Annotated in this window: 32 protein-coding genes; 7 read left to right on the plus strand and 25 right to left on the minus strand. The window is 71.5% G+C overall.

The features are described 5' to 3' along the window. Positions 1-20 precede the first annotated feature (20 nt). From P3T27_RS32535 to P3T27_RS32610, 16 genes are all read right to left on the minus strand, one after another. Positions 21-1,031, minus strand: a complete 1,011-nt coding sequence (locus P3T27_RS32535; protein WP_280684852.1) for a hypothetical protein — start codon at positions 1,029-1,031, stop codon at positions 21-23. Between the two features lie 12 nt (positions 1,032-1,043). Then, a complete protein-coding gene (locus P3T27_RS32540) occupies positions 1,044-1,376 on the minus strand; it encodes a hypothetical protein (protein WP_280684853.1) in 333 nt (110 codons plus the stop codon). 10 nt (positions 1,377-1,386) lie between these two features. Continuing rightward, on the minus strand, positions 1,387-1,680 hold the full coding sequence (locus P3T27_RS32545; protein WP_280684854.1) for a hypothetical protein: 294 nt from the start codon (positions 1,678-1,680) through the stop codon (positions 1,387-1,389). Positions 1,681-2,594: 914 nt separating this feature from the next. Continuing rightward, positions 2,595-2,867, minus strand: coding sequence for a hypothetical protein (locus P3T27_RS32550; RefSeq protein WP_280684855.1), 273 nt, complete (start codon positions 2,865-2,867; stop codon positions 2,595-2,597). Then, on the minus strand, positions 2,864-3,307 hold the full coding sequence (locus P3T27_RS32555) for a hypothetical protein (RefSeq protein ID WP_280684856.1): 444 nt from the start codon (positions 3,305-3,307) through the stop codon (positions 2,864-2,866). The genes P3T27_RS32550 and P3T27_RS32555 overlap by 4 nt, the downstream gene beginning before the upstream one ends. Continuing rightward, the gene (locus P3T27_RS32560) at positions 3,304-4,059 is read right to left on the minus strand and encodes an exonuclease domain-containing protein (protein WP_348534169.1); all 756 of its coding nucleotides are present in this window, start codon (positions 4,057-4,059) and stop codon (positions 3,304-3,306) included. Before P3T27_RS32560 ends, P3T27_RS32555 begins: the two co-directional genes overlap by 4 nt. After that, on the minus strand, positions 4,023-4,880 hold the full coding sequence (locus P3T27_RS32565) for a hypothetical protein (protein WP_280684858.1): 858 nt from the start codon (positions 4,878-4,880) through the stop codon (positions 4,023-4,025). Before P3T27_RS32565 ends, P3T27_RS32560 begins: the two co-directional genes overlap by 37 nt. Continuing rightward, positions 4,877-5,764 (minus strand): PD-(D/E)XK nuclease-like domain-containing protein, encoded by an 888-nt coding sequence (locus tag P3T27_RS32570; RefSeq protein WP_280684859.1) that lies wholly within the window; start codon positions 5,762-5,764, stop codon positions 4,877-4,879. Before P3T27_RS32570 ends, P3T27_RS32565 begins: the two co-directional genes overlap by 4 nt. Beyond that, a complete protein-coding gene (locus P3T27_RS32575) occupies positions 5,761-5,904 on the minus strand; it encodes a hypothetical protein (protein WP_280684860.1) in 144 nt (47 codons plus the stop codon). The genes P3T27_RS32570 and P3T27_RS32575 overlap by 4 nt, the downstream gene beginning before the upstream one ends. After that, positions 5,901-6,068 (minus strand): hypothetical protein, encoded by a 168-nt coding sequence (locus tag P3T27_RS32580; RefSeq protein ID WP_280684861.1) that lies wholly within the window; start codon positions 6,066-6,068, stop codon positions 5,901-5,903. Before P3T27_RS32580 ends, P3T27_RS32575 begins: the two co-directional genes overlap by 4 nt. Further along, a complete protein-coding gene (locus tag P3T27_RS32585; protein ID WP_280684862.1) occupies positions 6,068-6,508 on the minus strand; it encodes a hypothetical protein in 441 nt (146 codons plus the stop codon). The genes P3T27_RS32580 and P3T27_RS32585 overlap by 1 nt, the downstream gene beginning before the upstream one ends. Continuing rightward, positions 6,508-6,687 carry a hypothetical protein gene (locus P3T27_RS32590; protein ID WP_280684863.1) on the minus strand — a complete coding sequence of 60 codons (180 nt, stop codon included), beginning with the start codon at positions 6,685-6,687 and terminating at the stop codon, positions 6,508-6,510. The genes P3T27_RS32585 and P3T27_RS32590 overlap by 1 nt, the downstream gene beginning before the upstream one ends. Beyond that, positions 6,684-6,851 carry a hypothetical protein gene (locus P3T27_RS32595; protein ID WP_280684864.1) on the minus strand — a complete coding sequence of 56 codons (168 nt, stop codon included), beginning with the start codon at positions 6,849-6,851 and terminating at the stop codon, positions 6,684-6,686. Before P3T27_RS32595 ends, P3T27_RS32590 begins: the two co-directional genes overlap by 4 nt. Continuing rightward, positions 6,851-7,171 (minus strand): hypothetical protein, encoded by a 321-nt coding sequence (locus tag P3T27_RS32600; protein WP_280684865.1) that lies wholly within the window; start codon positions 7,169-7,171, stop codon positions 6,851-6,853. Before P3T27_RS32600 ends, P3T27_RS32595 begins: the two co-directional genes overlap by 1 nt. Before the next feature lie 94 nt (positions 7,172-7,265). Continuing rightward, on the minus strand, positions 7,266-7,445 hold the full coding sequence (locus P3T27_RS32605) for a hypothetical protein (RefSeq protein ID WP_280684866.1): 180 nt from the start codon (positions 7,443-7,445) through the stop codon (positions 7,266-7,268). After that, a complete protein-coding gene (locus tag P3T27_RS32610; protein ID WP_280684867.1) occupies positions 7,442-7,663 on the minus strand; it encodes a helix-turn-helix transcriptional regulator in 222 nt (73 codons plus the stop codon). The genes P3T27_RS32605 and P3T27_RS32610 overlap by 4 nt, the downstream gene beginning before the upstream one ends. A 235-nt stretch (positions 7,664-7,898) precedes the next feature. On the opposite strand from P3T27_RS32610, the gene P3T27_RS32615 reads away from it, so the two are divergent. Together P3T27_RS32615 and P3T27_RS32620 are read left to right on the plus strand one after the other, a co-directional pair. Then, positions 7,899-8,378 carry a helix-turn-helix transcriptional regulator gene (locus P3T27_RS32615; RefSeq protein ID WP_280684868.1) on the plus strand — a complete coding sequence of 160 codons (480 nt, stop codon included), beginning with the start codon at positions 7,899-7,901 and terminating at the stop codon, positions 8,376-8,378. A 4-nt stretch (positions 8,379-8,382) separates the two neighbouring features. Then, positions 8,383-8,889, plus strand: a complete 507-nt coding sequence (locus P3T27_RS32620) for a hypothetical protein (RefSeq protein ID WP_280684869.1) — start codon at positions 8,383-8,385, stop codon at positions 8,887-8,889. On the opposite strand, the gene P3T27_RS32625 is transcribed toward P3T27_RS32620, so the two are convergent. Then, complete coding sequence (locus tag P3T27_RS32625) at positions 8,847-10,310, minus strand: recombinase family protein (protein ID WP_280684870.1); 1,464 nt, start codon at positions 10,308-10,310, stop codon at positions 8,847-8,849. The two genes, P3T27_RS32620 and P3T27_RS32625, sit on opposite strands and share 43 nt — an antisense overlap. Positions 10,311-10,337: 27 nt before the next feature. Here P3T27_RS32625 and P3T27_RS32630 point away from each other — a divergent pair, with 27 nt between their 5' ends. Together P3T27_RS32630 and P3T27_RS32635 are read left to right on the plus strand one after the other, a co-directional pair. Further along, positions 10,338-11,072 carry an aminotransferase class I/II-fold pyridoxal phosphate-dependent enzyme gene (locus P3T27_RS32630; protein WP_280684871.1) on the plus strand — a complete coding sequence of 245 codons (735 nt, stop codon included), beginning with the start codon at positions 10,338-10,340 and terminating at the stop codon, positions 11,070-11,072. A gap of 136 nt (positions 11,073-11,208) precedes the next feature. After that, positions 11,209-11,826, plus strand: coding sequence for an XRE family transcriptional regulator (locus P3T27_RS32635; RefSeq protein ID WP_280684872.1), 618 nt, complete (start codon positions 11,209-11,211; stop codon positions 11,824-11,826). A gap of 131 nt (positions 11,827-11,957) precedes the next feature. Here P3T27_RS32635 and P3T27_RS32640 read toward each other — a convergent pair whose 3' ends face one another. Genes P3T27_RS32640 through bioB form a run of 4 tightly spaced genes read right to left on the minus strand, consistent with a single transcriptional unit; the run spans position 11,958 to position 15,814 of the window. Continuing rightward, on the minus strand, positions 11,958-12,404 hold the full coding sequence (locus tag P3T27_RS32640) for a hypothetical protein (protein WP_280684873.1): 447 nt from the start codon (positions 12,402-12,404) through the stop codon (positions 11,958-11,960). A gap of 54 nt (positions 12,405-12,458) precedes the next feature. Next, the gene (gene bioD / locus P3T27_RS32645) at positions 12,459-13,217 is read right to left on the minus strand and encodes a dethiobiotin synthase (RefSeq protein WP_280684874.1); all 759 of its coding nucleotides are present in this window, start codon (positions 13,215-13,217) and stop codon (positions 12,459-12,461) included. Then, on the minus strand, positions 13,214-14,518 hold the full coding sequence (locus P3T27_RS32650) for an adenosylmethionine--8-amino-7-oxononanoate transaminase (protein WP_280684875.1): 1,305 nt from the start codon (positions 14,516-14,518) through the stop codon (positions 13,214-13,216). The genes bioD and P3T27_RS32650 overlap by 4 nt, the downstream gene beginning before the upstream one ends. A 27-nt stretch (positions 14,519-14,545) precedes the next feature. Further along, positions 14,546-15,814: a biotin synthase BioB gene (gene bioB / locus P3T27_RS32655; RefSeq protein ID WP_280684876.1), complete on the minus strand. Its 1,269-nt coding sequence runs from the start codon at positions 15,812-15,814 to the stop codon at positions 14,546-14,548. 272 nt (positions 15,815-16,086) lie between these two features. Here bioB and P3T27_RS32660 point away from each other — a divergent pair, with 272 nt between their 5' ends. Beyond that, positions 16,087-16,947 (plus strand): hypothetical protein, encoded by an 861-nt coding sequence (locus tag P3T27_RS32660; protein ID WP_280684877.1) that lies wholly within the window; start codon positions 16,087-16,089, stop codon positions 16,945-16,947. 96 nt (positions 16,948-17,043) lie between these two features. On the opposite strand, the gene P3T27_RS32665 is transcribed toward P3T27_RS32660, so the two are convergent. Genes P3T27_RS32665 through P3T27_RS32680 form a run of 4 tightly spaced genes read right to left on the minus strand, consistent with a single transcriptional unit; the run spans position 17,044 to position 23,069 of the window. Next, positions 17,044-19,554: a DEAD/DEAH box helicase gene (locus tag P3T27_RS32665; RefSeq protein ID WP_280684878.1), complete on the minus strand. Its 2,511-nt coding sequence runs from the start codon at positions 19,552-19,554 to the stop codon at positions 17,044-17,046. A 43-nt stretch (positions 19,555-19,597) separates the two neighbouring features. Beyond that, complete coding sequence (locus tag P3T27_RS32670) at positions 19,598-20,299, minus strand: hypothetical protein (RefSeq protein WP_280684879.1); 702 nt, start codon at positions 20,297-20,299, stop codon at positions 19,598-19,600. A 51-nt stretch (positions 20,300-20,350) separates the two neighbouring features. Beyond that, positions 20,351-22,579 carry a hypothetical protein gene (locus tag P3T27_RS32675; RefSeq protein WP_280684880.1) on the minus strand — a complete coding sequence of 743 codons (2,229 nt, stop codon included), beginning with the start codon at positions 22,577-22,579 and terminating at the stop codon, positions 20,351-20,353. Positions 22,580-22,610: 31 nt separating this feature from the next. Then, positions 22,611-23,069: a hypothetical protein gene (locus tag P3T27_RS32680; protein WP_280684881.1), complete on the minus strand. Its 459-nt coding sequence runs from the start codon at positions 23,067-23,069 to the stop codon at positions 22,611-22,613. Between the two features lie 226 nt (positions 23,070-23,295). On the opposite strand from P3T27_RS32680, the gene P3T27_RS32685 reads away from it, so the two are divergent. Then, the gene (locus tag P3T27_RS32685; RefSeq protein WP_280684882.1) at positions 23,296-24,495 is read left to right on the plus strand and encodes an 8-amino-7-oxononanoate synthase; all 1,200 of its coding nucleotides are present in this window, start codon (positions 23,296-23,298) and stop codon (positions 24,493-24,495) included. An 84-nt stretch (positions 24,496-24,579) separates the two neighbouring features. Next, complete coding sequence (locus P3T27_RS32690; protein WP_280684883.1) at positions 24,580-25,101, plus strand: hypothetical protein; 522 nt, start codon at positions 24,580-24,582, stop codon at positions 25,099-25,101. The last annotated feature ends 21 nt before the right edge of the window (positions 25,102-25,122 follow it).

Consider the following 25,122-nt stretch of genomic DNA (forward strand, 5'->3'; position numbering starts at 1 on the left):
CCTGGCCGCGCACGGGGCCGTCAGAGCTCGTTGAGGATGATCCGACCGAGCTGGGTGACGAACCGTGCGCGGTCCGGGTCGGGCATGTTGGTGGCGAAAGCGAAGTGGACGCGCACGAACGGGCTGTCGTCGGCATCGAGGGTGAGGGTGCCGTCGTAGGGAGTGAGGCCGGCGTCGGCCATGTCGGCGGCCCAGCCGGTGAGGGCGGGCGTCTGCGGGCCGCTGGGGGCGGGCTGGGCGCGGAGCACGTCGCAGATGGCGCGGGTGACCTTGCCGATGGCGTCGTCGTAGCCGACGGCCTGGTGGTAGTCCTCGGGGTCGAGCTGCTCGTATCGGGCGCGCCGCTGGTCGTCGGTCTCTTCGGGGGCGAGGGCCACGACGGCGTTGATGGCGGCCTGGAGCTGCTTGGCGGTCTCGTTGGCGTAGTCGCGCCCGAACTCGGCGATGTCGAGGAGCTGGTGTGTGGCGCGGGCGCGGCGGCGGGCGGAGTGCCAGGCGGTGAGGTAGCGCTGCATGCGGGCCTCGCGGCGGAGGCTGACGCGTCGGTTGCCTCGGACGGCGCGCGGGGCGGAGCGGACCTCCTCGGCTTCCCATGCGGTGAGGGGGCGGGTTTCGGCGGCGTCGATGAGGGTCTCGACGTTGGCGAGTCGGGCGGGCGCGTCGTCGGCGGCCAGCTCGGCCTCCAGTTCCCGGACCCGGGCGAGCAGAGCGTCGTTCTGTCGGCTCAGACCGTCGATGACGGTGATGGTGTCGGCGTCGCCGCGCTGACCGGCGTGGTTGAGCACGGACTCGGTGGCTCGCCAGTCCAGGCCGTCGGGAGTGGGCGCGTCGGTGGGCTGCCATTCGCCGTCGCGGTACGCCTCGGTGAGGCCGATGGTGCGGCGGTAGCGGATGGTGGTGTTGGCGGCGTCCCGGCCCTGGTGCCAGTTGTCGCGGTGACCTCGGGGCAGTTCGCACCTGAGGAGCAGGAACCAGTGGGTGGACGGGCAGCGGGTCTGGTCGCTGACGGCGGTCTGGGGCTGGGTGCTCATCGGGTGGTCTCCTCAGACGGCGGGCTGGGTGGTGAACTTGGCCTCGGCGTGCGCGGTCAGCGCATCCACGTCGATCCCGATGGCGACCGCGTCGACGTACGCGGCCTCATGCGCGTCGCCCATCTCCAGCTCCTCGCTGATGTCGTCGAGCAACACCGAGAGGTCGGCCGCTGGCATCACGCCGGCGAGCGCCCCGAGAAGGCGGTGCGCCCACCAGGCGTTGACGGCCGCGTCGGCATGGGCGCCGGTGGTGCCGCGCGGGCCGCGGGCGATGCCGACGCTGTGCGCGATGGTCTGACGGAGGAAGATCTCGTGTCGGGCGCGGGTGATGTCGGGGGTGGTCACGGTGGTCTCCTCAGGCGGCGGGGCGGTCGGTGGTCTGGTGGGTGCACTCGCCGAGGACGCAGGCCCGAACGGAGCGCCAGGTATCGGGGCTGACGAGGCGGTAGCGGACGCCGCGGCGGTACTCGCGGTCGCGGTCGCGCCGACTGGCGGTGAAGTGGATGGCGGCATCCTCGGGGGTGGTGGCGCGGGTGCCGTGGATGGATCCGGTGGCACATCCGTTGGCGGTGTAGCGAACCCATCGGCAGGCCGCGAGGGGGTGGTTGGCGCCGTCGAGGGTGACGAACAGCAGCAGGATGTCGGGCATCGTGGTGGCTCCGTTCAGGCAGCTGCGGGGGTGCAGTGGGCGTGGTGGTTCGGCCGGCCGGGGCGGGGGACCATGTGCCGACCGCAGACGGCGCAGGGGATCCAGTTCGGCGGCGTGGGCTTCTCGGCTGATTGATCGTTTTCGGGGCGCTCGCCCGCGCAGACCTGTGGCTGAGGTTGGTGATCAGCCATGTCGTGGTGGTGGAGTGGGTCCCTACCGTAGGTAGGTGTACTGGTAGGGGCCGCTACGGACGCTGTCCGGACAGCGTCCACAGACGCTGTCCGGGGGCGTCCATGGACGCTTTCCGAATCCTCGGATGGCGTCCACGGACGCTGTCCGGAAACCCCGCTGTGGACGCTGTCCGGAAGGCAGTCCACGGACGCTGTCCGGACAGCGTCCACAGACGCTGTCCCAGCTTCAAGGACGGCTTCCATCTCCCGGGCCTTCTTCGCCGCATACGCCCGCTTCTGCCGCGTCTCCGTGAACAGCGGCATGTGCGCGGCCCAGTCCAGGCGTTGGCCGGTCGGCATCAGCAGCCGATACACCTGCGAGGCGTTCGGCCGACGGCGTCGCTCCAGGATTCCCACCGCCACCAGCACCGCCACGGCCCGCGTCACGGCTTCCTTCGTGCAGCCGCACAGCACCGACAGAGTCTCCCGAGACGGCCACGCGTTGTCGCCGTCCGCATCCGCGTAGGTGGCGATCCAGTGCCCGACCTGCGCCACCCGAGCTTGCTCCCGCTCTGCAACGCGCAGGGTCTCGGCGCGGAGCGCGTTGATCCACGCGTTCCGCACGGACTGCGTGCGCTCGGCGGGTCGGTCAGTGGCCACGGGGCGGGCTCCCAGGTTCGGGGTGGTGAGGGTTGGTGGCCTGGGGCGGGGGACGGTGCCGCCCCGCCCCAGGCAGTCAGCGGGTCAGGCCGCGAGTTGTGCGGCCCAGGTGTCGAGCTGCCCGGTTCGTTCGGCAGCTCGGCCGACACAGGCACCGCACCAGGACAGGCCGTCAGGCGGCGCGGACGGCATCGGGTCGATCAGGACGGTCGTGGAGTGGGTGACGTCGTAGCCGCCCGTTCCGCAGTAGGCCTGACGGCCCGGGTACTTGCCGTCCTCGCGCATGATGTGCAGGCGGCGGACCTGCTTGGCGCGGCGGTCGGATCCGGTGTGGTAGCCGCGGTAGAACGCCCTCACGCCGCCACCCCCACCCGGCCGCGCAGTCGGTATACGGTGCGCTCGTTGAGGCCGGTCCGAATCGCAATCTCCCGCGGCCCGAACCCGGACCGGGCCAGGTGCTCGACCGTCCGCCGCTGCTCGTCCTCAAACAGCTCCTCGACGTCGATGCCGCCGTAGCAGGCCTCGGCGATGTCGCGCAGGGTTCGGGTGGCGCTGGTGGGCCGGGTTCGACGGCCGTGCTCGTCCCAGGTCAGGTACCGCAGCACGTCGCACAGTCGGGCGTCCGGGTCGACCAGGCCGGCCAGGACCACGATCAGCGCGTCCCGTTCGGCGTCGTCGAGTTGGACCAGGGCGTGCCGGATCTCGTCCGGACCGCCGTCGCCGTGGACGACGCACGCGAGACCGGCAGCGAGAGGCAGCAGCCGCTGGGCGAGGTCGCCGCGCTCCTCGGGGGTCACGACGCCACCCCCTGCCGGGGGATCAGCGGCCACGAGCCGTCGACGACCGCGGCCGGGTCGCCGTTGCGGCGCTTGTGCGCCTGCCTGGCCTCCGCCCGCTCCACCGCCCAGCCAACCTGCGCCTCGTGAACCTGCGCGAGGGACATCTGTCGCAGCCCCGGGTACTCGCCGACGATCCGGTACGTCACCGCCGCGGCCGCCGCAGCGTCGGCGTCCGCACAGTGCGGGCCAGCGTGCTGCACCTCGTAGTACTCGCACAGGTCGACCAGCCGACGCCGGCCCTCCCGACGCTGGTCAAGTGCCCAGTCGAGCAGCAGCGGATCCAGGACGTGGATCGGCTTCGACCCGGCCCACGTGTCCAGCGGGAAGCTGAAGTGTCGGGCGAGCTCACGGTCGTGCATCGTCAGGTCGTACGGAGCGTTCGCGACCACGATCGGCAGGCCGTCGATGGCGGCCTCGGCCAGCGCGGCGGCGATCATCTCCGCGACCACCCCGACCGGTCGGCCGTAGCGGTGCGCGTGCCGTTCGTGGATCCCGTGAACGGCCGTTGCGTCGGCGGGGATCGGCTGCCGGCCAGCGTCCGCCAGCCACGTCCGTCGCTCCACCGGAACGCCTCGGCTGGTCCACACGACCGCTCCGCTCACGATGCGGTCCGACTCCGGGTCCAGGCCCGTCGTCTCAAAGTCCAGCGCCGCCCACTCGTCCGCCCACCAGCTCACTCGGCACCCCCGGGCTGTGCGACCTGCGGCCACGCGGCCTGCTCGGCGGTCGGTTGCGACGGGGTGGGGATCTCCTCGGCGGTGACGCGCGGCGGCGGGAACTCATCCTCGCGGGTGACCTCTCCCCGGTCGATGGAGTTGTAGATCACCTGGAGCTGCGCGACGTCGTGGTCGGTCCACTTGTCGACGGTCCGGTTGACCTTCTGCTCCAACTGGTCGAGCGTGATGCCGACCGCCTCGTACGCGGCGCGGGCGTCCGCGATGCGTTGGGGCAGCGGCTGGCCACCCCCGCCCTTCAGGGCCTGTGCGCACAGCCCCTTGGCCTCCTCGATGTACCAGGCAGGCAGCACCGCGAAGATCGCCTCACGAACGCGCCGGGCGCCGTTGTTGGCGTTGTTCTCGTAGATGTCCCGCATGTCCGTCAGCGCCCGTGTGCCGTCCTTCGTGTCCCGCTTGTGCGGCACGATGAACGTCGAGGAGGTGCGGGTGTTCGTCTGGACGTCCCACGCCCACGCCTGCATCTCCGACTCGCCAGCCGCGTCGTCCCGGCGAAGCTCGGTCAGGCCGTACTGGATGTTGCCCCAGCAACGGGCCAGTTCGCGGGCCAGGTGGATCGACGGGCCGCTCACCTGGCCGCTGCCCCGGGAGAACCGGAAGCTCGATCGCTGAGCGAGGGTGTAGTTCTGGCAGGACTGGCGCATCTCGGCGACCGCCGTCGCCAGATTCCGCGGGCACTGCTGGGCGACGACGATGGCCGCCTGGACCTCGGCGACCGCGCGGGACTGCTCCACCGCGGTACCCTGCCCGATCCGGGCCGGCGTCGACGGCATGTACTGCTCGATGGGGTTGCTCACTTAGCAGACTCCTGCTTCTCGGCCCAGGCGGGCAGGGAGACGATCTCGACGCGGTCGGAGTAGCCGGGCCACTGCCCGGAGGCGGTGCACGCCTGGTAGATCGAGAGGGCCTCGCGGTTGCGGCGACGGCCGGCGCGGATCGCGACCGGGTCGAGCTGCACGACGCTGATCAGGTACGGGGCGGTCTTCTCCTGGAACACGAAGACCATGACGACGTCCTCGACTCCGCACACCGATCGGATCCCGTCCACGTACCACGGGTCCTGCTGGTAGTAGCCGTAGTCGTAGACCGACCGCTCGATCGACCGCGGGTCAGCGGACACGGTGGTCTTGTAGTCCGGGACGATCAGCCGGCCGCCCGTCGGGTACGGCAGCCAGTCCGGACGGGCCCGCCGCCACACCCCAGTGGCCTGGTCCACCCAGAACAGCGACTGCTCCGGAAGACCCGACCCCGGCGCGAACAGGCGAGACGCCACGGGGTGCTGGCGGATCGCCTCGGCCATCGCCTGCACCTGCTCCCACTCGGCGGGCAGCAGCGGAACCGCGCCGCGGTCGTAGGCCTCATCGCGGGCAGCCTGCGCGGCGGCCGTGCGGTAGTTGCTGGCCTTGATCTCGACCAGCTCCGGACCGGACCCCAGCACCTGCAGATGCGCCGCGGTCCCGAAGTCAAACACCCTCCGCCTCTTCTGGCCATGGGCCCGTTCGTGCTGGAACAGGGCCGGGCAGGACGGGGTGAGCAACCGACGAGCGCCGGTCGAGGAGAGGGAGCCACCCGGAACCGGGTCGGCGTGGTACTGCTCGTTGGTCATCTCGTAGATGCCAGGCCGGTCAACGATCGGCCCGGCGGCCGGGGCGAAGTGCCCCGGCAGCTCGGTGACAGTCATCGGTCGTTCTCCGTGCGGTGGTTCGGGAGGGGGCAGATCAGCCAGCCGCGGCCGTCGGGCCGGACCAGTTCCAGGGCCGGGAACGGCCAGGTGACGCGGCGGACACGCAGGTCGGCGAGGGCGCGGAGGTGGCGGATCACCGGCCGTCCTCCTCGGTGCGGCGGGAGACGTACCGGATCTGCTCCGGCGTCACCTCGTGTGCCGACCCCGACCGCACCCGACGGTTGGCCCGCACATCCGACAGCCAGCCGGCCAGCAGAAGCAGGGCGAGCAGGACCGCGGCCGTGTACCAGAGCTCAGCCATCACGCGGCCCTCCTGTCCTGCTGCTGCGGCAGCACCGGGCCGACCGCCTGCAGCAGCACCTCAGCCATGTGTCGGGCGTCCCGGGCCGCGTACCGCGCATCCGTCCCACCCAGCCGCTCCAGCAGCTGCTCGACCATCGCGTCTCGCTCCGGGCCCGAGGCCTCGGCAATCGTCACCAGCTCGGCGACGACCTCGTCCCCGTCCTCGGCCACCTCGGCCGCGAGACCGCGCACCAACGCCGACACCAGCGGGTGAGCGTCGATCGCGACCCCCAGCGCTGTCGGCCGGACCCACAGCGGGTACGCGCCGTTGATCCGTTCGGCCGGCCGCTGGAGCATCCCGGCGGCGTCGAGCGCGGTGGCGATCTCCTCGGGGGTGCCTGTGGTGTTGGCGATCAGGATGGCCGCGCGGCGCGCGACCGGGTTCGTGACGTCGGCCATCAGGAACCGTCCTTCCGGGAGTTGGTGGCGCGGGCGGCACGACGGGCCTGCATCCGCGCGAGGATCTGGGAGTTCGAGGGCTGCACCCACGGGTGCCAGCCAGCGGCGGAGACCCACCGCCGGGCGTGTTCACGCCACGGGATCCCGCAGTGCGCGCAGCCGTTCGGCTCGACGGTCACCAGATCTCACCCCGCAGCCACCGTCCCCGCAGGCCGGCCACGGCCGCCGCGTACGCGTGGGACACGTCCTCCGGCCAGTTCGACCGGGGCCCATACATCACCTCGAAGTCGCGCTCCAGTTCAGCCGCGTCGCGCATCGGCCGGCGCACCGGCAACTCCGCCATCACGCCGCCGCACCCAGATGCGCGGCCGCGAGCGACCGGAACGACAGGTGCACCGACACGTCCCGCCACACCGTCGACATGTCCTCCGACACCATCGGCACCCCCCGCACGCTGTACTCCAGCGTCAGGACGTAACCAACGCCCAGGGCGTCCCGGTACGCGGCCGACGCGGCACGGGAGTCGTCGACCCACAGGCGGCCGTTCAGCTCACCGTTGGGACGGATCTCCCACATCAGAGCGGGCAGGTGGGGGTTCTCGGAAAGCAGCTGCGCGAGGGCGATCGCGGGGCTCAGCTGCGTGGGGTGCAAGGTAGGCTTCATGTCGGCCTACCTCCTTCCTTCTTGGGTGAGTTGATCGGTGGGTCGGGGCCGTCCCTGGTTGGCGCCAGAGGGGCGGCCCAACCCATGTCTGGGGTCAGGCGGCGGCGCGGCCGAGCGTCGTACTGGAGCGCGACGACTTTCGGACAGATCCGGCGAAGATGGCGCGGAGCCGGACGAGCTGCTCGACGGACGGCGGCCGGTCGGTCTTGCCGTCCTCAATTACGAGCGCGAGCCCGGCCGGCCCGAGGATCCGTTCGCGCTGCTCGCGGGTCATGCGGCGACGCCAACGAGGTCATCGAGCGGAGTGGAGTAGGTCCGGGCCATCAGCGCGGCCGACGTGAGCGTCGGCTGGCGGCGGCCGGCCAGGATGCGCGACACGGCGCTCTGGGTGAGCCCGGTGCGGCGCGCGATGGCGTACCCACTGTTGTCGCCCATGCGGGCGGCGGCCTCCATGAGGCGCTCGGTGTCGAAGCGGTACGTGGTGCTGGACACGTGGTGTCACCTCCCGGTATGTCAGGCGGCGTGCTTGCTTGCTGGCAAGTACGTTACGCCATCTGATGCTTGCTAGCAAGCACGTAAAGGGCCTGGCTTCACGCGGATCACTAATCGAACGTGTGTCTAGCGCTGCAGATCGGTGGCAGGAACCTGACTGAAACGGGCTGACCAGCGAAATTGCCATCTGGCAAGCATGTGCCAGGGTGCTAGCTGGCACGCTAATCTGCGCACCATGGACGCCAACACCCCGCCTCCGCGCCGCCCCGGCGCGCGCACCCTCAGCGATCTGCAACGGTTCGCCGCATACCTCCGGACCGCGGCACTGCGTGCCGGATACGACGTCGTCTCGCCTCGCGGCGGAGGGAAAAGCCGGCTTGCGCATGATTCCGGCATCAGCCTGACCACCATCAGCCGCGTACTGGCCGGCACCCGAGCACTCGACCCCGCCAGCTACGAAGGTCTCGCCCGCGCACTCCGCGTGCCGCTCCGAGAACTGATGGTTGAAGGTGGAATCGTTCCATCCGAATCCCTGCCCGGATGGCCGGATCACGCTGTACGATCACGACCCATCACCCCCGACGAAGCCGCCGACGAACTCGGCATCACCGATCCGGTCGACCGCCAAATGTTCCTCGCCATGGTCGACCGGCTGAGGCGAGACAGGGCAGCAGAGCGCGACGGCAGCAACGGGGGTAAAGCGGCCGAGGCATAGGGGTGTGGTGGACGTGCAGGTCAGTCAGATGGCGGCGTCGGTCGGTGCGGCGACCGGGCTCGTTGCCATGGGGGTGGGCAGCGTGACTGATCAGGCAGGGGAGGCCATATCCGGGTCCGCCCTCCTCCTCGTGTCCGCCATGGTCATCTGCGTTCAGGTCATCCTCCGGGCTCTGCGCGACACCGCCACGGAGCGCGCTGCGCTTGCCGAAGAGCGGGATCTCGCCATCGCCGCTCAGGCCGTCGTTGCGTCTGAGCGCGAGCGTATGCGCGCCGATCTGGCCCGCGGCCGGAAGGCTGCACAGGACATGTTGGACCGTGAGCGTCGAGCCCTTTTCCAGGCCCTGGAAGAGGAGCGTTTCTCGATCCAGAGGCGCGCCATCGCGGTGGCTCTCAAGATGGAGTCGTCCGGCATGCTGGACGAGCCCCCCGTACTGCATGCCGGCACGGTGGTTCGCCTGCCTGTACGTCAGCCGATGGACGACGCGGCACTCGCCGCGTCCGACGACTGACCGGGTCGCCGAGGGCCGAGCGTCATCACGATCCGGCCCTCATACAGTGTGGAGTCGCCTCGGCGTAGGGCCGGGTGCAGCGTGATCGTGGCCACCTCACGCAGCACCGCGCGCCTCTGCTCCAACGTCAACGCGCCCCAGCGAGCCTCGACGTCGTCCCGGCCGAGCAGACTGACAAGCAGCGGCGACGCCGTCGTACACGCCTCGGCAGCAGCTTGGGCATCGGCGAGCCGCGGCAGCAGGCCAGCCTCTACGGCGATCAGGCTCGCGACACTGAGCGCACCGGTCTTCGCCGCGGCGCGCGCCTGGTTCAGCTCGGCCGCCAGCTTCGCCACCAGCGCAACAGCCTCCTCGACCTCGGCGTTGCGGGCAGGGTCTTGGAATGCGGCAGCCGTGTCGGGCCGGCCGAGCCACCGCACCAACCGCTCCTCGACGTACGCCTCCATCACGTCGGCCCCGATGCTGGCGCAAAATTTGGTACGACACCCGTATTTGCGCTTGCTGCGTCGGCCGACGGCCTGCACGGTACCTGTGCAGCCGCTGCAACTAGGGATGCCGCTCAGCTCGTTGACGACCGCCGTCGTCCGTGACCCCTTTCGGGAGCGGTCGTTGAGGATCATCTGCGCCTGCCGCCACGTGAGGTCATCGATCAGTGGGTCCCAGGCGCCCTTACCGATGATCTTGCCCTGAAAGACCCGGTACCCGGCGTAACCAGGGGTCTTGAGCATGGCGACAATTCCGGTGTCTCGCCACTCTCGCCCGGTCGAGGTGAGCAGGCCGTCACGCTGGAGCCCGCGGGCGATGCTGTGAGCAGTGATGCCGCTGACGAACTCCCTGAAGACCCGCTGGACGAGCGGGGCCCAGGTCTCGTCTGGGACTTGATCGATGAGGTCGCCCGTCTCGGGGTCGTAGCGGCGTACGTAGCCGGTGAGGACCCGTCCATGAGGTCGCATGGACTCGGCGTTGAGGCGGACGGTACGGAGGTTGCGCTCGCGAATGACGTCGAGTTCGGACTCAGACTGGACGGCGTCGAGCGCGGTCCTGTTGCGATCTTGGGGCCGGGACATGTCGTAGACGGCGCCGCCGTAGCACCACAGGGTGTGGGTCTCCACGCAGAGGCGGCGGATCATCACGTAGACCTCAAGGTCTCGCTGGAGGCGGCTCGACTCGCAGCTGATGATGACGTCGGCCTCGCCGCCGTGGACGCGCGCGACCATGTCCTCGAAGTTTTCACGAATCCGCTTGGCATACCGGCTGGCCGAGCGGTTGGCGTCTTCGAACTCGCCGGCGTTCTGCCACCCTCTGGCCTCGCACTCGCGCCGGTTCTCGAGCAGCTGGGCCTTGGTGCTCTTACCGCCTCGGCTGTTGCGCGCGTACAGGAACGCCCGTAGCTGGGGGTTGGACTCGTGGCTGGCCTGCATTGCACCAGGTTAGCGCCTTAGCATGCCTTGGCATATGTCTCGGACGAGATCTACTGCCACTCCCAACTCGAAGGCGGCACCACTAAGTTCACCAGCGCGTTGGCCCTGGACGCCTACCAGAAGCACGCCGACCGGATCCACGTCGTCTGGGGCTTCGCCAAGGACTTCGGCCTGTCCGGCTTCCGCACCGGCTTCGTGGTCTCCCGGAACCTCGCCGTGCGCGACACCATGCTCGGCAACAACGACCCGGCCGAGCCGACCCATCCGCTGCCCTGGTTCAGCCCCTTCGACTCGCTGAAGACCTACGTCATGCAGGAGCTGCTGAGCGCCCCCGCCGACGGCCCGTGCAGCGAGCTCTACACCACCTACGCGATGCGGGAGTACCGCACACTGCTCAAGACGAGCTTCGACAAGGTCAAGGCCGCCCTGGACGCCGCGAAGATCGACTATGTGCACCGCCCCGGTGACAACGCCGCCCAGTTCTTCTGGCTCGACCTCACCAAGTACCTCGGCAAGCGTGCCGATCACGCCCACGAGGAGGCGGCCGGACTGCCGCTCGCCGGCCCGGGCGGACTCGACCCGAAGGAGGAGTGGCTGTTCAAGTACCTCATGGCCGAGCCGACCGAGGTCACCCTGCTGCCCGGTGGCGTGATGCACAACCCGGTGCCCGGCTTCTTCCGCCTCTGCTTCACCGCCCGCCAGCCCGAGGACGTCGTCGACGCGGTCAAGCGGGTGGCCACGGCGCTGGCGCGGTTGAAGTAGCCGGACCCGTGGGTGGGGAGGGCCGGTTCGGGTCGGACCGGCCCGGGGTATCGACCTGCTTCGCTACGCTGACCTGTCTGCTTGGCATGCGTACCGTACGGTTTATCGAACAATGTCCGGAGAGAAGGGGAAGAGCGTGAGCGTCTCCGAGGGATCCGTCCGGGGCGTCCTCGCCGCCAACCTCAAGCGCGTCCGGGCCCAGCGCGGGCTGTCGCTCTCCGAACTGTCCCGGCAGGCCGGGGTCGGCAAGGCGACGCTCTCCCAACTGGAGTCCGGCGGCGGCAACCCGACCCTGGAGACGGTCTTCGGACTCTCCCGGATCCTCGGCGTGCCGATCTCCGACCTGGTCGACGGGCGGCCCTCCGGCGAGCTGACCGTGGTCCGCGCCGCCGACGTCGAGTCGTTCAGCGGCGAGGGCGTGGACCTGCGCCCGCTGCGCCGGATCGAGTCCGGCGACTCGGTGTTCGAGGTCTACGACCAGCAGGTGCGCGCCGGCGGCACCCAGGACTCCGGTGGCCACGTCGGCACCGAGCACACCATCGTCCAGGCGGGCCGGCTGGGCGTGCGGGTGAACGGGTACGAGACGGAGCTGGGCCCGGGGGACTACGTCGGCTTCGACGCCTCGCTGCCGCACGCGTACACCGCGCTGGGCGGCGAGCCGGTGCGCTCGGTGCTGCTCCTGCACCAGCGGGCGGAGCAGCGGCTGCACCTCGCGCAGCGGCGGAAGGTGGCCGCGCCGCGGCCCGGCCACTGATGGGTGGGCCGACCGTTCGGTCCACCGAACTCCGGTGGTGGATACGCCCCGGCCCCCACTCCCCTGGGCGGGGGCGGGGGCAGGAGTGGGCTTCGGTGTTCCCGAGGCCCACTCCGCGCCGCCCCAACGCCTCAGGGGTTGTTCAGGGCGTAGGTGCGGAAGGTCGCCAGCAGGGGCAGGACCTCGGTCCGGCTCGGGTCCTCGGTCACGGCGCGCATGGCGTCGATGACCGCGTGGGCGATGGCCTTGGTCACCGCCAGGTCGTCCGGGGCCGCGAGGGCGCCCCAGGTCTTCAGGGCCTGGGTGAGCAGGGCGCTCATCCGGGCGCCGATGTTGGAGCTCACCGCGTCGGAGAGTTCGGCGATCTCCTCGTCGCTCATGCTCGACCGCAGCCCGAAGGCCAGGGCCAGCAGGGTGTCCATCGCGTGCTCGCCGTACGCGGCGACCAGCGCCGGGAGCGAGCGCTCGTCCGCACCGCCCGCGGCGAGGGCGGACAGCGCCTCGTCGTCGTCCTTCCACGCAGCCTCCAGGGTGGCCAGGGCCCGAAGAGACTCGTCTACCGTCATCCCGTCTGTCATGGGAGGAACGGTATTGAGCCCGTACCGCCTCGGCCCACGGTTCGGGCGCCGAGATCACACCTTCGAGCGAAGCCGAGCCTGTTCCGGGCGGTGGGCGTGCGCGAAGTGCTCCGCGTCCCAGGTGCCGCCCAGCTCGGGGGCCAGCGAGGCGAGGGCGAGGGCGGCGAAGTCCGCGGCGGTGCCGGCGCGTTCCGGCAGGGCGCCGAGCAGCGGGGCGCCGGCCGAGCGCGGCAGGTCGGCGAGGTTGCACCGCTCGGCGAGCCCGGGGGCGGTGGGCCAGGAGCCGACGAGCACGCCCGCCAGCGGCAGCCTGCGCGCCGCCAGGGCCTCCGCCGAGAGCGCGACGATGTTCAGCGTGCCCAGCCCGGCCGAGGCGACGAGCAGTACCTCGGCCGGCAGCCCGGTGTCGCGGACGGCCCGGGCCTGGTCGGCCAGGGTGCGGCCCTCGTCGTCGTAGCGGACGAGCAGCCCGCCCGCGCCCTCGACCAGGACCAGGTCGTGCGCGGCGGCGAGTTCGGCGACGGCGGTGGCCACCTCGGCGGGGGAGAGGAACGGCAGTCCGGCCCGCCGGGCGGCGGTGTCGGGCGCCAGCGGCTCCGGGTACCGGACCAGCTCACGCACCGTCAGTTGGCCTGCCAGGCGCGCGACTTCGGCGGCGTCGCCGGGCTCGTCGGGGGCGACGCCGGTCTGGCCGGGCTTGAGCACCGCGACCCGCAGGCCGCCCTGCAGCGCCGCCGAGGCGACGGCCGCCGTGGCGACCGTCTTGCCGACCTCGGTGTTGGTGCCCGTTACGAACAGGATCCGCGCGCTCATGCCGCCACCGCCGCGGCCGTCACGGCGGCGGCGATGCGTGCCACGTCCTCGTCCTCCGTCACATAGGGGGGCATGGTGTAGATCAGGTCCCGGAAGGGGCGCAGCCAGACGCCGGCACGCGCGGCCGCCTCCGTGGCCGCCGGGACGTCCACCGGGTGGTCGAGCTGGACGACGCCGATCGCGCCCCGCACCCGGACGTCCCGGACCCCGGGGACGTCCACGGCGGCCGCGAGCCCGTCGGTCAGCCCCGCCTCGATGCGCTTGACCTCGACCGCCCAGTCCTGCCCGAGCAGCAGGCCCAGCGAGGCGTTGGCGACCGCGCAGGCCAGCGGGTTGCCCATGAAGGTCGGCCCGTGCGCGAGTACCGGCATCTCGCCGCGGCTGATGCCGTCGGCGATCTCGGCGGTGCACAGCGTGGCGGCGAGCGTCAGGTAGCCACCAGTGAGCGCCTTGCCCAGGCACATCACGTCCGGTGAGACGTCCGCGTGGTCGGCGGCGAACAGTGCGCCGCTGCGGCCGAAGCCGGTGGCGATCTCGTCGAAGACGAGCAACACCCCGTACCGGTCGCAGAGTTCGCGCAGCATCCGCAGGTAGGCGGGGGAGTGGAACTGCATACCGCCCGCGCCCTGGACCACCGGTTCGACGATGACGGCGGCCAGTTCGTCCGCGTGCCGGGCCATCAGCTCCTCGAACTCGGCCGCGTACCGGGGGTCGAGCGGGGCGTCGAACCCGGCCGGCGGCTGCGGCGCGAACAGCTGCCCGGGCAGCACCCCGCCCCACAGGTGGTGCATGCCGCCGTCCGGGTCGCAGACGGACATCGGGTGGAAGGTGTCGCCGTGGTAGCCGCCGCGCCAGGTCAGCAGCCGGCGCTTGTGCGGGCGGCCGACGGACTGCCAGTACTGCAGGCACATCTTCATCGCGACCTCGACGGCCACCGAGCCCGAGTCGGCGAGGAAGACGTGCCGCAGCGGCTCGGGCGTGATGTCCACCAGCGTCGCCGCCAGCCGGACGGCGGGCTCGTGGGTGAGCCCGCCGAACATCACGTGGCTCATCTGCCCCAGTTGCTCGCGGACGGCCTCGTCCAGCACCGGGTGCCGGTAGCCGTGGATGGCCGCCCACCAGGACGACATCCCGTCGACGAGTTCGCGCCGCCCGCCCGCGACGGGCTCGGCGAGGCGCAGCCGGACCCCCGAGGCGGACTCGACCACGTACGGGGTGACGGTGCCGGGCATCGGCCCGTACGGGTGCCAGACGTGGGCGCGGTCGAGGGAGAGCAGCGTGTCCGCGGACAGCTGGGGCATGGTGGGTTACTCCAGACGGTGGAACTGTCAGGCGTTGGGCGCGAGTTCGGTGCCGGCGCCGCGGCGGCGGACCTTGACGAGGTCACTGCGCAGCTCGTCGCCCGGGGTCCCGTCGCCCGGGGTCCCGTCGCCGGGCTGACCGGCGTCCGGGTGCTCGGACGCCGGGTGCTCGGCCGCCGCGACCGGGGCCTCGTGCGCCTCGTGCCCGCCGCACGGCCCGCAGCCGCCGCCACTGCCGCAGGCCGAGGCGGCGGTGCCGCAGGAGCCGGCGGCGGCCGCCGCCGCGATGTCCGAGCGGTGGCGGGGCAGGGTGGCCTCGTCGGCGCCCTCGACCTCGAAACCGGCGTCCTTGATCATGTCGAGGTCGGCCTGCCCGGCCTGGCCCTCGCTGGTCAGGTAGTCGCCGAGGAAGATGGAGTTGGCGAGGTGCAGGCCGAGCGGCTGCATCGAGCGCAGGTGCACCTCGCGCCCGCCGGCGATCCGCACCTCGGTGTCCGGGTTGACGAAGCGGACCATCGCCAGGATGCGCAGGCAGCGCTGCGGGGTGAGGTTCCACTCCTTGGCGAGCGGGGTGCCCTCGAACGGGATCAGGAAGTTGACCGGGACGGAGTCCGAGCCGAGCTCGCGCAGCGCGAACACCACGTCGACCAGGTCCTCGTCGCTCTCGCCCATGCCGGCGATCAGGCCGGAGCAGGCGGACAGGCCCGCGCCGTGCGCCTTCTGCACGGTGTCCACCCGGTCCGCGTAGGTGTGGGTGGTGGCGATGTCGCCGTAGGTGTTCTCGGAGGTGTTGAGGTTGTGGTTGTAGGCGTCGGCGCCGGCCGCCTTCAGCCGCTCCGCCTGGTTGCCGGACAGGAGGCCGAGGCAGACGCAGATCTCGACCGCGGGGTCGGCGTCCTTGATGGCGTCGATGGTGTCGGTGACCCGGTCGATGTCACGGTCCGTCGGGCCGCGGCCGCTGGCCACCAGGCAGACCCGCTTGGCGCCGCCGGCCACCCCGGCGCGGGCCGCCTCGGCGGCCTGGTCGGGCTTGAGCCAGGTGTACTTGAGGATCTCGGCCTTGGAGCCCAGCCGCTGCGAACAGTAGGTGCAGTCCTCCGGGCAGAGCCCACTCTTGAGGTTCACCAGGTAGTTGAGCTTGACGCGCCGGCCGAACCACTTCCGGCGCACCTTGCCGGCCGCGGCGACGACGTCGAGCAACTCGTCGTCGGTGGTGGCGAGGACGGCCAGCGCCTCCTCGCGGGTCGGGACGTCGCCGCGCAGGCCCTTGGCGGTGAGGGTATCGAGCAGATCCATGGGGCCGATCCTGCCTGTTGGCGCTCGAATGGCGCCAGAGGAAACCCGCCAGAAGATCCGCGGAAGGATGTGCCACTTGCCACAGTGTCGAAGCTCACGGCATCGGTGCTGGTCACGGGCTTGACGCCGACGCGAACCGGTGGTTACCCGCCAGTAGGCGGAGGTCGCCGGCGGGGGGTGGACGGTCGGTGTCGGTACGCACGTGCGGCGGTGATCGACAACCAGCCCACCCCGTGATCTGGGCCACCCGACGGTTGCTTAGAATCTGCGCCATGACCACGCAGCGGGAGCGCACCCCGACTCCGGGAGAGGGCCAGGACGGCCAGGCAGGGCAGCGGACCGGCGGGGCCGCCGTCGGCACGGGCGCGGAGCTGAGCGGCAGTCGGGGCGGTGGCCGGGGCAGGCGCCTGACGGCCCGCCGGGTGGTGGGCTGGTTCGTCGTGGTGGGTGTGATGACCGCCGGCGGATGGATCATCACCCGCCCGATGCCCGGCGACTACATACCCGGCCTCGGCCCGTCCACCAAGGATGCGCCCAGGACGCCCCCGGTGGTCGGCACCCCGCCGCCGCACACCGACTCCGAGGGCCTCAATGCCGACAGCCTCTTCCCCACCCAGCGGCCGGTCGAGGCCGCCGGGTACAAGGCCCGGCGTGGCGCCATCCGGCAGGGCGAGAACTGCGCCGAGGTCCTGCAGGACCGCACCCAGGAGCTGTTCCGGGACAGCGGCTGCCATGCCTACCTGATCGTCAGCTTCTCCGGCGTCGACCGCCCGGTGCTCAGCAGCGTCACCCTGCTGCGCTTCGCCGACCAGGCCTCTGCTGCCAAGGCCGCCGACGCCCTGCGGGCCAAGCCCGGTGCCGTCGCCTTCATCCTCGCCGACGCCTCCACCGCGCCCGCGCCGTCCGCCTCCGTCTCCGCCAAGCCGGCCAGTGAGCCGCGGGTCGAGGCGGTCGGGCACTACGTGACCGTCACCAGCTCGCGGACCGACGCCCACCCCGGCCCCGCCGCCACCCCGGGCGCCACCACCACCGTTCCGGCGCCCACCGCCTCCGGGGCCGGCGGGGAGCCGAACCTCGACGACGCCACCCGCGCCCTCTCCTACGTGGCCGGTCAGCCCTTTGTATGGATGTGACAAACGATCAGGGGGCGCAACCGGCGGTTTGACGGCTGCGCGGAAACGACCAGGGGCCCGGCAAGTTCCGGGCCCCTCCGCATGTCTGACGGAGGGTCAGCCGCCGAGCCGGTCCACCGCCGTCACCCGCACCACCGCCCGGCCCTCCTCGTCCGATCCGTACAGGTCGACCTCGGCGCTGATGCCCCAGTCGTGGTCACCCTCCGGGTCGTCGAAGATCTGCCGGACCCGCCAGGCGGAGTCCTCCTCCTCGATGATCAGCATCTTCGGGCCGCGCGCGTTCGGGCCGGTGCCGAGGTCGTCGTACTCCTCCCAGTACCCGTCCATGGCGTCCGCCCAGCGGTCCGCGTCCCAGCCGTACCCGCCGTCCAGCTCGGCGAGTTCCTCGTAGTGCTCCAGCGCGCACAGCTCGACCCGGCGGAACATCTCGTTGCGCACCAGCACCCGGAACGCCCGCGCGTTCGCGGTGACCGGCGCCGGCTTGTCGTCCAGCGTCACCTCGGGGGCCTGCGGGTCGGTCGGGTTGGCCAGCTGCTCCCACTCGTCCAGCAGGCTGGAGTCGACCTGGCGGACCAGCTCGCCCAGCCAGGCGATGACGTCCTTCAGATCGTCGGTCTTCACGTCCTCGGGGACGGTCTGCTCCAGCGCCTTGTACGCGCTCGCCAGGTAGCGCAGCACGATGCCCTCGGTGCGCGCCAGCTCGTAGAAGCCGACGTAGTCCGAGAAGGTCATCGCCCGCTCGTACAGGTCGCGGACCACCGACTTCGGCCTCAGCTCGTGGTCGCCGATCCACGGGTGCGCCCGGCGGTACACCTCGTACGCGTGGGTGAGCAGCTCCTCCAGCGGCTTCGGGTAGGTGATCTCCTGGAGCCGCTCCATCCGCTCCTCGTACTCGATCCCGTCGCGCTTCATCTCGCCGACGGCCTCGCCGCGCGCCTTGTTCTGCTGCGCGGCGAGGATCTGGCGCGGGTCGTCGAGGGTCGCCTCGACCACCGAGATCACGTCCATCGCGTACGAGGGCGAGGTCGGGTCGAGCAGCTCGAAGGAGGCCAGGGCGAAGGTGGAGAGCGGCTGGTTGAGCGCGAAGTTCTCCTGGAGGTCGAGCGTCAGGCGCACGATCCGGCCCTCGGCGTCCGGCTCCGGCAGGCGCTCGACCACGCCGCCCTGCAGCAGGGAGCGGTAGATCGCGATCGCGGTGCGGATGTGCCGGCGCTGCGCCGCGCGGTCCTCGTGGTTGTCGGTGAGGAGCTTGCGCATCGCCTCGAAGGCGTTGCCGGGGCGGCCGATCACCGACAGCAGCATCGCGTGGCTCACCTTGAACCGCGAGACCAGCGGCTCCGGGTCGGCGCCGATCAGCTTGTCGAAGGTCTCCTCGGTCCAGCCGACGAAGCCCTCCGGCGCCTTCTTGCGCACCACCTTGCGCTTCTTCTTCGGGTCGTCCCCGGCCTTGGCGATCGCCTTGTCGTTCTCGATCACGTGCTCGGGCGCCTGCGCCACTACCTGTCCGACGGTGTCGAACCCGGCCCGGCCGGCCCGCCCGGCGATCTGGTGGAACTCGCGGGCGCGCAGGATCCGCACCCGGTTGCCGTCGTACTTGGACAGCGCCGTGAACAGCACCGTACGGATCGGCACGTTCACCCCGACGCCCAGCGTGTCCGTCCCGCAGATCACCTTCAACAGGCCGGCCTGAGCCAGGCGTTCGACCAGCCGGCGGTACTTCGGCAGCATGCCCGCGTGGTGCACGCCGATGCCGTGGCGCACGAAACGGGACAGGTTGCGGCCGAACTTGGTGGTGAAGCGGAAGCCGCCGATCAGGTCGGCGATGGCGTCCTTCTCCGCCTTCGAGCACATGTTGATGCTCATCAGCGACTGCGCCCGGTCCACCGCCTCCTTCTGCGTGAAGTGCACCACGTAGACCGGCGCCTGGCCGGTCTGCAGCAGCTCCTCCAGGGTGTCGTGCATGGTGGTGCGGCGGTACTCGTAGAACAGCGGCACCGGGCGGGTCGTGTTGCGCACCACCGTCGTCGGGCGGCCCGTCCGGCGGGTCAGGTCCTCCTCGAAGCGGCGCACGTCGCCGAGCGTCGCCGACATCAGCAGGAACTGCGCCTGCGGCAGCTCCAGCAGCGGGATCTGCCAGGCCCAGCCGCGGTCCGGCTCCGCGTAGAAGTGGAACTCGTCCATGACCACCTGGCCGACGTCCGCCCGGAGCCCGTCGCGCAGCGCGATCTGCGCCAGCACCTCGGCCGTGCAGCAGATGATCGGCGCGGTCGGGTTCACGCTCGCGTCGCCGGTCATCATGCCGACCTGCTCGGTGCCGAACATCTTGACCAGGTCGAAGAACTTCTCCGACACCAGCGCCTTGATCGGCGCCGTGTAGAACGTCCGCTTCCCCTCCGCCAGCGCCGCGAAGTGCGCCCCCGCCGCCACCAGGCTCTTGCCCGAGCCGGTCGGCGTCGCCAGGATCACGTTGTTCCCCGACACCAGCTCGATCAGCGCCTCCTCCTGCGCCGGGTACAGCGTGATCCCCCGCTCCTCCGCCCAGGCTGCGAACGTCTCGTACAGCGCATCGGGGGTGGCGGGCTTCGGCATCAGATCAAGGAGGGTCACCCGGCTATCTTGCCTGCTCGCCGCCACCCCGGGCAAAGGCGGCCTAGGAAGGAACGCCGGGGACGGCGGCGGGCAGCTGCACGCGGTTGCCGCACTCGTACGCGGTCGCGGCGGCCCTGGCCACCTTGAGCGCGATGTCCGCGTACGCCTGACGCACCTTGCCGGGCGAGGTGCCGTCGATGACGTCGCCGGTGACGCGGACTCCGAAGTACGGAGGCGGGGTCTGACCGGTGTCGGACCGGATCTCGAAGTCGCACCGCACGTAGAGCCGAGCCGTCGGCCCAAAGTGCTCTTCGGGGGGACCGATCCACCCCACGGCGCCTGGCCCGAGGTCGAGCGGAGTGACCTTCCCGGCCTCGGCGTCGGCCGCGCGATCGGCGTCGACGCCCTTCCAGGCCGGCAGGATGTTCACGTCCAGGAGGTACCCGCTGCTCCACCACACGACGCAGTCGTTGCGCGTGGCGGCGTTCGCCGACTTCATGGGGGTCTCGATGTGCTCGCTCGGGACGGGTTCACGCGCCGTCCCGTCCGGGCCTGCGAGCGGCTTCAGGTCGTCCTTGCCGAGGAGTGACCAGCACGCGTGCTCCGGCAGCTCCACCGACTGCCACGGCTTCCACGCCCACAGCCCGCCGCCTACCGCCGCCGCGACCATGAGGGAGACGGCGGCGTGCCAGGGGCGGACCCGGGACGGCCGCCGGGGCGGGTCGTCGGGGGACGGCGGGATGATGTGGGCGACGTCAACCATGTCTCAACGCTCTCGGTCGTGGCTCGGTGTGCGCCTTCTGCGGCGCTAGCTCTACTTGCGGAATGCGGTGTCGTAGGAGTGCGCGCCGCTGCCGTAGCCGTTGTTCTCCTCGCCGGCGGCCCGGCGGGCCACGTCGCTGATGTAGTTCGGATCGACACCCGCGGTGCGGCCGGCGTCGCGGACCGCGTTGATGATCGCCTGCTGGGCGTTGGCCTCGGCGCTCTCCCTGGCCGAGCCGGCCTCGTCGCTCGCGGCGTTGTGGGTGTCCACCTTGTAGCCGGCGGCGACGTTGTCCATGATCTGGTTGACCACGTTGTCGACGCCCTCGCCGATCAGAGGGGCCCGCTCCTTCAGCGCGTCGCCGGCGAACGACCAGAGCTGGCCGGCGAGTTCCCGCTTGGTGGCGATGGACTCGTTGAACGCGGCATCGCTGAGGGTGTGCTTGTTGTACACCTCGTCGATCCTGACACTGGTGATCAGTCCGTTGACCTGCCCGGTCGGCCTGGTGATGTTCTCGATCGCCACGGACAGGTCCTTGTGCAGCTCGGGATGGGCGAACACGTCCTGGATCCGGGCCGTAGTGTATGCCTGCTGCCCGGCGGCGATCGCCGCGTAGGCGTCCGGGTTCCGGCCGAGCGTGCCGACCAGGCGCGTGACCTCGCCCTGCTTGAGGAGGTGCGAGTCGGCGCCCGGACCCTCCAGCGCACCTCGGATGTCGCCGATGTAGTTGGCGGTCATGTTGCCGAGGCTGCCGTTGAGGTTCGCGAACCGTCCGCCGTTGAGCAGGTCCGGACCGTCGCCGCTGCCGAACTTGTGCACCACCTGCTGCATGACGTCGTTCATCTCCGCGGTGTGCTGAGGGAACTTCCCATGGACGTCGTCGTACGCCCGCCCGGTGGTGGCCGCCTCCAGAGCGTGGCCGAGGGCGGTGACCTCGAACGGGTCGGCGGTGCCGGGGTTGGGCCGGGGCGGGTACTGCTGGTCGAGCAGGAGGGAGCGGGAGCCGTTGTCGGTGAGCGTGGTGAGGTACGTGTTCTCGCCCCCCTTGCTCTTGACCGTGCCGTCCGGGTTGTAGGTGGTCGGCGCGTCGTGGAAGAACCTGGTGGCCGCCTCCGGGCTGTGGCCGAGGGCCTCCAGGACGGCGGACATCGGGTTGACGCCCCGCAGGTTGCCGTCCTTGTCGGGCACACCGATGAACTTGAGCTCGGTGAACGGGTAGGCGGCCTTGCCGGCCGCGTCCCAGCGCATCGGGTTCTCCTGGGTGAGCTGGGTGACGTGCTCGGCGATCGGGTTGAGGAAGTGCGGGTCGTACGTCCCGTTCCGCAGGACGTTGGCGAGGATCTGGTAGCCGTACGGGCTGTGGGTGGGATCGGCGCCCGCCGGGACGGGGATCTGCTTGGCGCCGGCGGCGCGCAGCCTGGTCTCCCAGTCGTCGGAGACGTGCGGTTGCTGCTTGCTGTCGGTCGCGGTGGCCAGGGTGAGACCCAGGCCCTGCTGGATGCCCTTGATCGCGGCGGAGCGGGCCGTGCTGTTGGCGAAGTCGGCGCTCTGCGCCATCGCGCCGTACTTCGCCAGGAACGTCTGCGGGTCCTGGTTGCCGTAGAAGGACGCGGCGAAGCGCGGGTCGCTGCTGTGGTGGTCCAGCAGGGTCCGGAGGCGGGCGAGCTGGGCGTCGGTGGCCTTGTCGCCGAGGCCGAGGATGAAGGTGGCCTCCTTGGCCTCCTCCTCCGGGAGGCCACCGACCGGGGCGGCGTTGAACACGGTGCCGTCGCTGCCGGTGTCGTTGCCCAGGGCGTTGGCGGCGGCGAGGTCCGCCTCGGTGGCCCGGTCGAGGGCGGCACCGATGGCCTTGGCGGCGGCGTCGGCTTTGGCCTGCCAGCTCCTGGCGTATTCGGGATCGCGTTTGTCGGCGTCGGTCGTGGGCGGCGGCCAGTGCACCGCGCCCTCGCCGTCGACCGTGAGGCCGTCGGTGGTGGCGTGCTGGACGGCCGTGTCCAGGTCCTTCTTCGCGGCCGTGAGCTCGGTGTGGGCGTCGCGGAGGGTCTTGGCGATGGCCGACGCCTCCTCGAAGGCGGCGTGGATCTGGTCGCGGGCCCAGGTGAGCTTGGCGGTGGCGAGGCCGGCCGCGTCGCCGTGCCAGCCGGACCGCTGGACGGTGCCGATGACCTCGTTCTGCATGCGCCGGGTGAGGTCCCAGGTGCGGACCAGGTTCTCGAAGTCGCCGGCGGCCGAGTTGAGGCCGCCGAGGTCGACCTGCCGGAGTTGGCCGAACGTCACCATGATCTCTGTTGCTTCCCCACTCGTGCCGCGGTCAGCCCTGCGCGCCCTGCGTGCCCTGTTGCGTGAAGCCGGCGTGGATGTCGGCCTCGGTCTTCGTGTAGCCCTGGGCGGTGGCCTGGAGGTTGGTGCCGATGTCGCCGACGGTGCTCTGCAGGCCGTCGGCCTGGTTGGTCCACGTGCCCCAGAAGGCCGTGAGGGCCCCGCCGACGGCCCAGCCCTTGAGTGCGCCCGCCGCCGCGTTGACGTGCTCGCCGGGCTTGCCGCACTCGGTCTTGACGGCGTCGCGGAGGGCGAAGGCGTGCTGTGTGGCCTGCTGGATCACCCCCGGGTTCGCCTTGACGGTCTGGCCGCCTCCGGTGGCACCGAGCGAGACCGGGGCGGCGTTGGCGCCGGCCAGGTCGGGGAACTGCTTCTTCGCCTCTTCGGTCAGATTCCCGTTGCCGTCGAAGAGCCACGGATTCATCCGGCGCTCGAATTCGAGGTCCGTCATGGTCACTACCCCCCCAGGTAAAGATCGTTCGGAAGCCTATCGGGATCGGGCGTTCCGGCCGAGTCCTGTTTGCGGAAATGTTACGGCCGGTGGGAATGCGAGGAGTTCGGGCATATTTCAAATGGAATTCAGATGAAATGCAAGTGAACTCGAACAAGGATCGGCCGTCGAAGTTGTGCCGAGGGGCACATTGATCGGGGCTGCGGGGCGTGCCAGAGTGCCGGGCATGGTCCAACCGCTTGCGTCCGGAACGCACACCACCGATCTCGCCCCGGCGGCCGTCTTCGACTGGCTCGACGAGGCCGCCGCGCTGCGGGCCGACGCGGGCCTGACGCGGAGGTTGCGCAGTCGGCAGGCGGGGGATCCGGTGCTCGACCTGGCCGGGAACGACTATCTGGGGCTGACCAGGCATCCGGTGGTGACCGGTGCGGCGGCGGAGGCGGCGGTGCGGTGGGGCGGGGGTTCGACCGGGTCGCGGCTGGTGACCGGGACGACCGCGCTGCACACCGAGCTGGAGGAGGAGCTCGCCGCGTTCTGCGGGGTGGAGGCGGCGCTGGTGTTCTCCTCCGGGTACACCGCCAACCTGGCCGCGCTGACCGCGCTCACCGATCCGGACACGCTGATCGTGTCGGACGCCTACAACCACGCCTCGCTGATCGACGGCTGCCGGCTCGCCCGCGCGGACGTCCACCGGGCCCCGCACAGCGACCCGCAGGCCGTCCGGGAGGTGTTGGGGCGGCGGGAGCAGCCGCGGGCGCTGGTGGTCACCGACTCGGTGTTCTCGGTGGACGGCGACGCCGCCCCGCTGCCCGCCCTCTCCGCCGCCGCCCGGGCGCACGGCGCCGCGCTGCTGGTCGACGACGCGCACGGGCTGGGCGTCCTCGGGCCCGGCGGCGCCGGGGCCCTCGCGGCGGCCGGGCTCGCCGGGCAGCCGGACACCGTCGCCACCGTCACGCTCTCCAAGTCGCTCGGCTCGCAGGGCGGCGCCGTACTCGGGCCGCGCCGGGTGATCCGCCACCTCACCGAGACCGCCCGCACCTTCATCTTCGACACCGGCCTCGCCCCGGCCGCCGTCGGCGCGGCCCTCGCCGCGCTGCGCCTGCTGCGCGCCGAGCCGCACCGCGCCGACCGCGCCCGCGAGGTGGCCCGCAGCCTCGCGGCCCGGCTCACCGCCGCCGGGCTGCAGGCCTGCGAGCCGGACGCGGCCGTGGTGTCCGTGCGCGCCCCCGGCCCGGAGGCCGCCGTCGGCTGGGCCGCCGACTGCCTCCGGGCCGGGCTCGCCGTCGGGTGCTTCCGCCCGCCCTCCGTCCCGGACGGGGTGTCCCGGCTGCGGCTGACCGCTCGCGGGGACCTGACGGATGATCAGATCGCGGAGGCGGTCCGGATCATCGCCGAACTGGCCCCGGCGGGTGCCCGGGCCCGCTGAAGCCGCTGATCGGCCTCCGGTCCGCCGCGGCCGCCCGTGCAACCACCCGGCCGCCGAGGGCGTCACACCAGCGGGGGTGGGTCGATGGAGGTGGCGGTGCGGCGGTGGGGACCGGTCGTGGCCGGGGTGCTGCCGGTGTGGCTGGCCGGGTGGCTGGCGGGCGGGCCGGTACGGCAGTTCGGGCAGGCGGCGGGGCTGGTGGGGGTGCCCGGGACGTTCCGGGCGGAGCGGTGTCTGATCTCCCAGTACGAGGACGGCCCGCCCCCCTCGGACTGCCGGGGCGTGTTCCACCCGGACACCGGCGGCCCGGCGGACGAGCACGCCCGGATCTGGGCGGGCGCGCCGGTGGGGGAGGACGTCCGGGCGGCGTGCGAGGGGGACGAGTGCCACCTGGTGTCGGACGCCGAGGTGGCCCGGACGCTGACGCTGCTGGCGCTGACCCTGGTGCCGGGCGTGGTGGGGGTGCTGCTGATCGGCGCCGGCCTGAGAGAGTGGCGGGCCGGTCAGGCGCTGATGATGTCCGCCGTGATCGGGGGCGTCCTGCTGGTCACCCTGGTGGCGCTCGGCGGCGTCGTCTGGTTCGTGTTGGCCATGACGGGCCTGTGAGCCCGGCCGGTTCGCAGGGCA

It is taken from the genome of Kitasatospora sp. MAA19 (genome assembly GCF_029894125.1).
Lineage (GTDB): Bacteria > Actinomycetota > Actinomycetes > Streptomycetales > Streptomycetaceae > Kitasatospora.

Coding starts and splice junctions, on each gene's coding strand:
- P3T27_RS32580 (WP_280684861.1), bottom strand. CDS start 6,068: ATGGCTGAGCTCTGGTACACGGCCGCGGTCCTGCTCGCCCTGCTTCTG.
- bioD (WP_280684874.1), bottom strand. CDS start 13,217: ATGAGCGCGCGGATCCTGTTCGTAACGGGCACCAACACCGAGGTCGGC.
- P3T27_RS32690 (WP_280684883.1), top strand. CDS start 24,580: ATGGAGGTGGCGGTGCGGCGGTGGGGACCGGTCGTGGCCGGGGTGCTG.
- P3T27_RS32685 (WP_280684882.1), top strand. CDS start 23,296: ATGGTCCAACCGCTTGCGTCCGGAACGCACACCACCGATCTCGCCCCG.
- P3T27_RS32585 (WP_280684862.1), bottom strand. CDS start 6,508: ATGGCCGACGTCACGAACCCGGTCGCGCGCCGCGCGGCCATCCTGATC.
- P3T27_RS32625 (WP_280684870.1), bottom strand. CDS start 10,310: ATGCAGGCCAGCCACGAGTCCAACCCCCAGCTACGGGCGTTCCTGTAC.
- P3T27_RS32640 (WP_280684873.1), bottom strand. CDS start 12,404: ATGACAGACGGGATGACGGTAGACGAGTCTCTTCGGGCCCTGGCCACC.
- P3T27_RS32660 (WP_280684877.1), top strand. CDS start 16,087: ATGACCACGCAGCGGGAGCGCACCCCGACTCCGGGAGAGGGCCAGGAC.
- P3T27_RS32675 (WP_280684880.1), bottom strand. CDS start 22,579: ATGGTGACGTTCGGCCAACTCCGGCAGGTCGACCTCGGCGGCCTCAAC.
- P3T27_RS32680 (WP_280684881.1), bottom strand. CDS start 23,069: ATGACGGACCTCGAATTCGAGCGCCGGATGAATCCGTGGCTCTTCGAC.
- P3T27_RS32595 (WP_280684864.1), bottom strand. CDS start 6,851: ATGGCGGAGTTGCCGGTGCGCCGGCCGATGCGCGACGCGGCTGAACTG.
- P3T27_RS32605 (WP_280684866.1), bottom strand. CDS start 7,445: ATGACCCGCGAGCAGCGCGAACGGATCCTCGGGCCGGCCGGGCTCGCG.
- P3T27_RS32570 (WP_280684859.1), bottom strand. CDS start 5,764: ATGACTGTCACCGAGCTGCCGGGGCACTTCGCCCCGGCCGCCGGGCCG.
- P3T27_RS32615 (WP_280684868.1), top strand. CDS start 7,899: ATGGACGCCAACACCCCGCCTCCGCGCCGCCCCGGCGCGCGCACCCTC.
- bioB (WP_280684876.1), bottom strand. CDS start 15,814: ATGGATCTGCTCGATACCCTCACCGCCAAGGGCCTGCGCGGCGACGTC.
- P3T27_RS32670 (WP_280684879.1), bottom strand. CDS start 20,299: ATGGTTGACGTCGCCCACATCATCCCGCCGTCCCCCGACGACCCGCCC.
- P3T27_RS32600 (WP_280684865.1), bottom strand. CDS start 7,171: ATGAAGCCTACCTTGCACCCCACGCAGCTGAGCCCCGCGATCGCCCTC.
- P3T27_RS32545 (WP_280684854.1), bottom strand. CDS start 1,680: ATGCCCGACATCCTGCTGCTGTTCGTCACCCTCGACGGCGCCAACCAC.
- P3T27_RS32535 (WP_280684852.1), bottom strand. CDS start 1,031: ATGAGCACCCAGCCCCAGACCGCCGTCAGCGACCAGACCCGCTGCCCG.
- P3T27_RS32650 (WP_280684875.1), bottom strand. CDS start 14,518: ATGCCCCAGCTGTCCGCGGACACGCTGCTCTCCCTCGACCGCGCCCAC.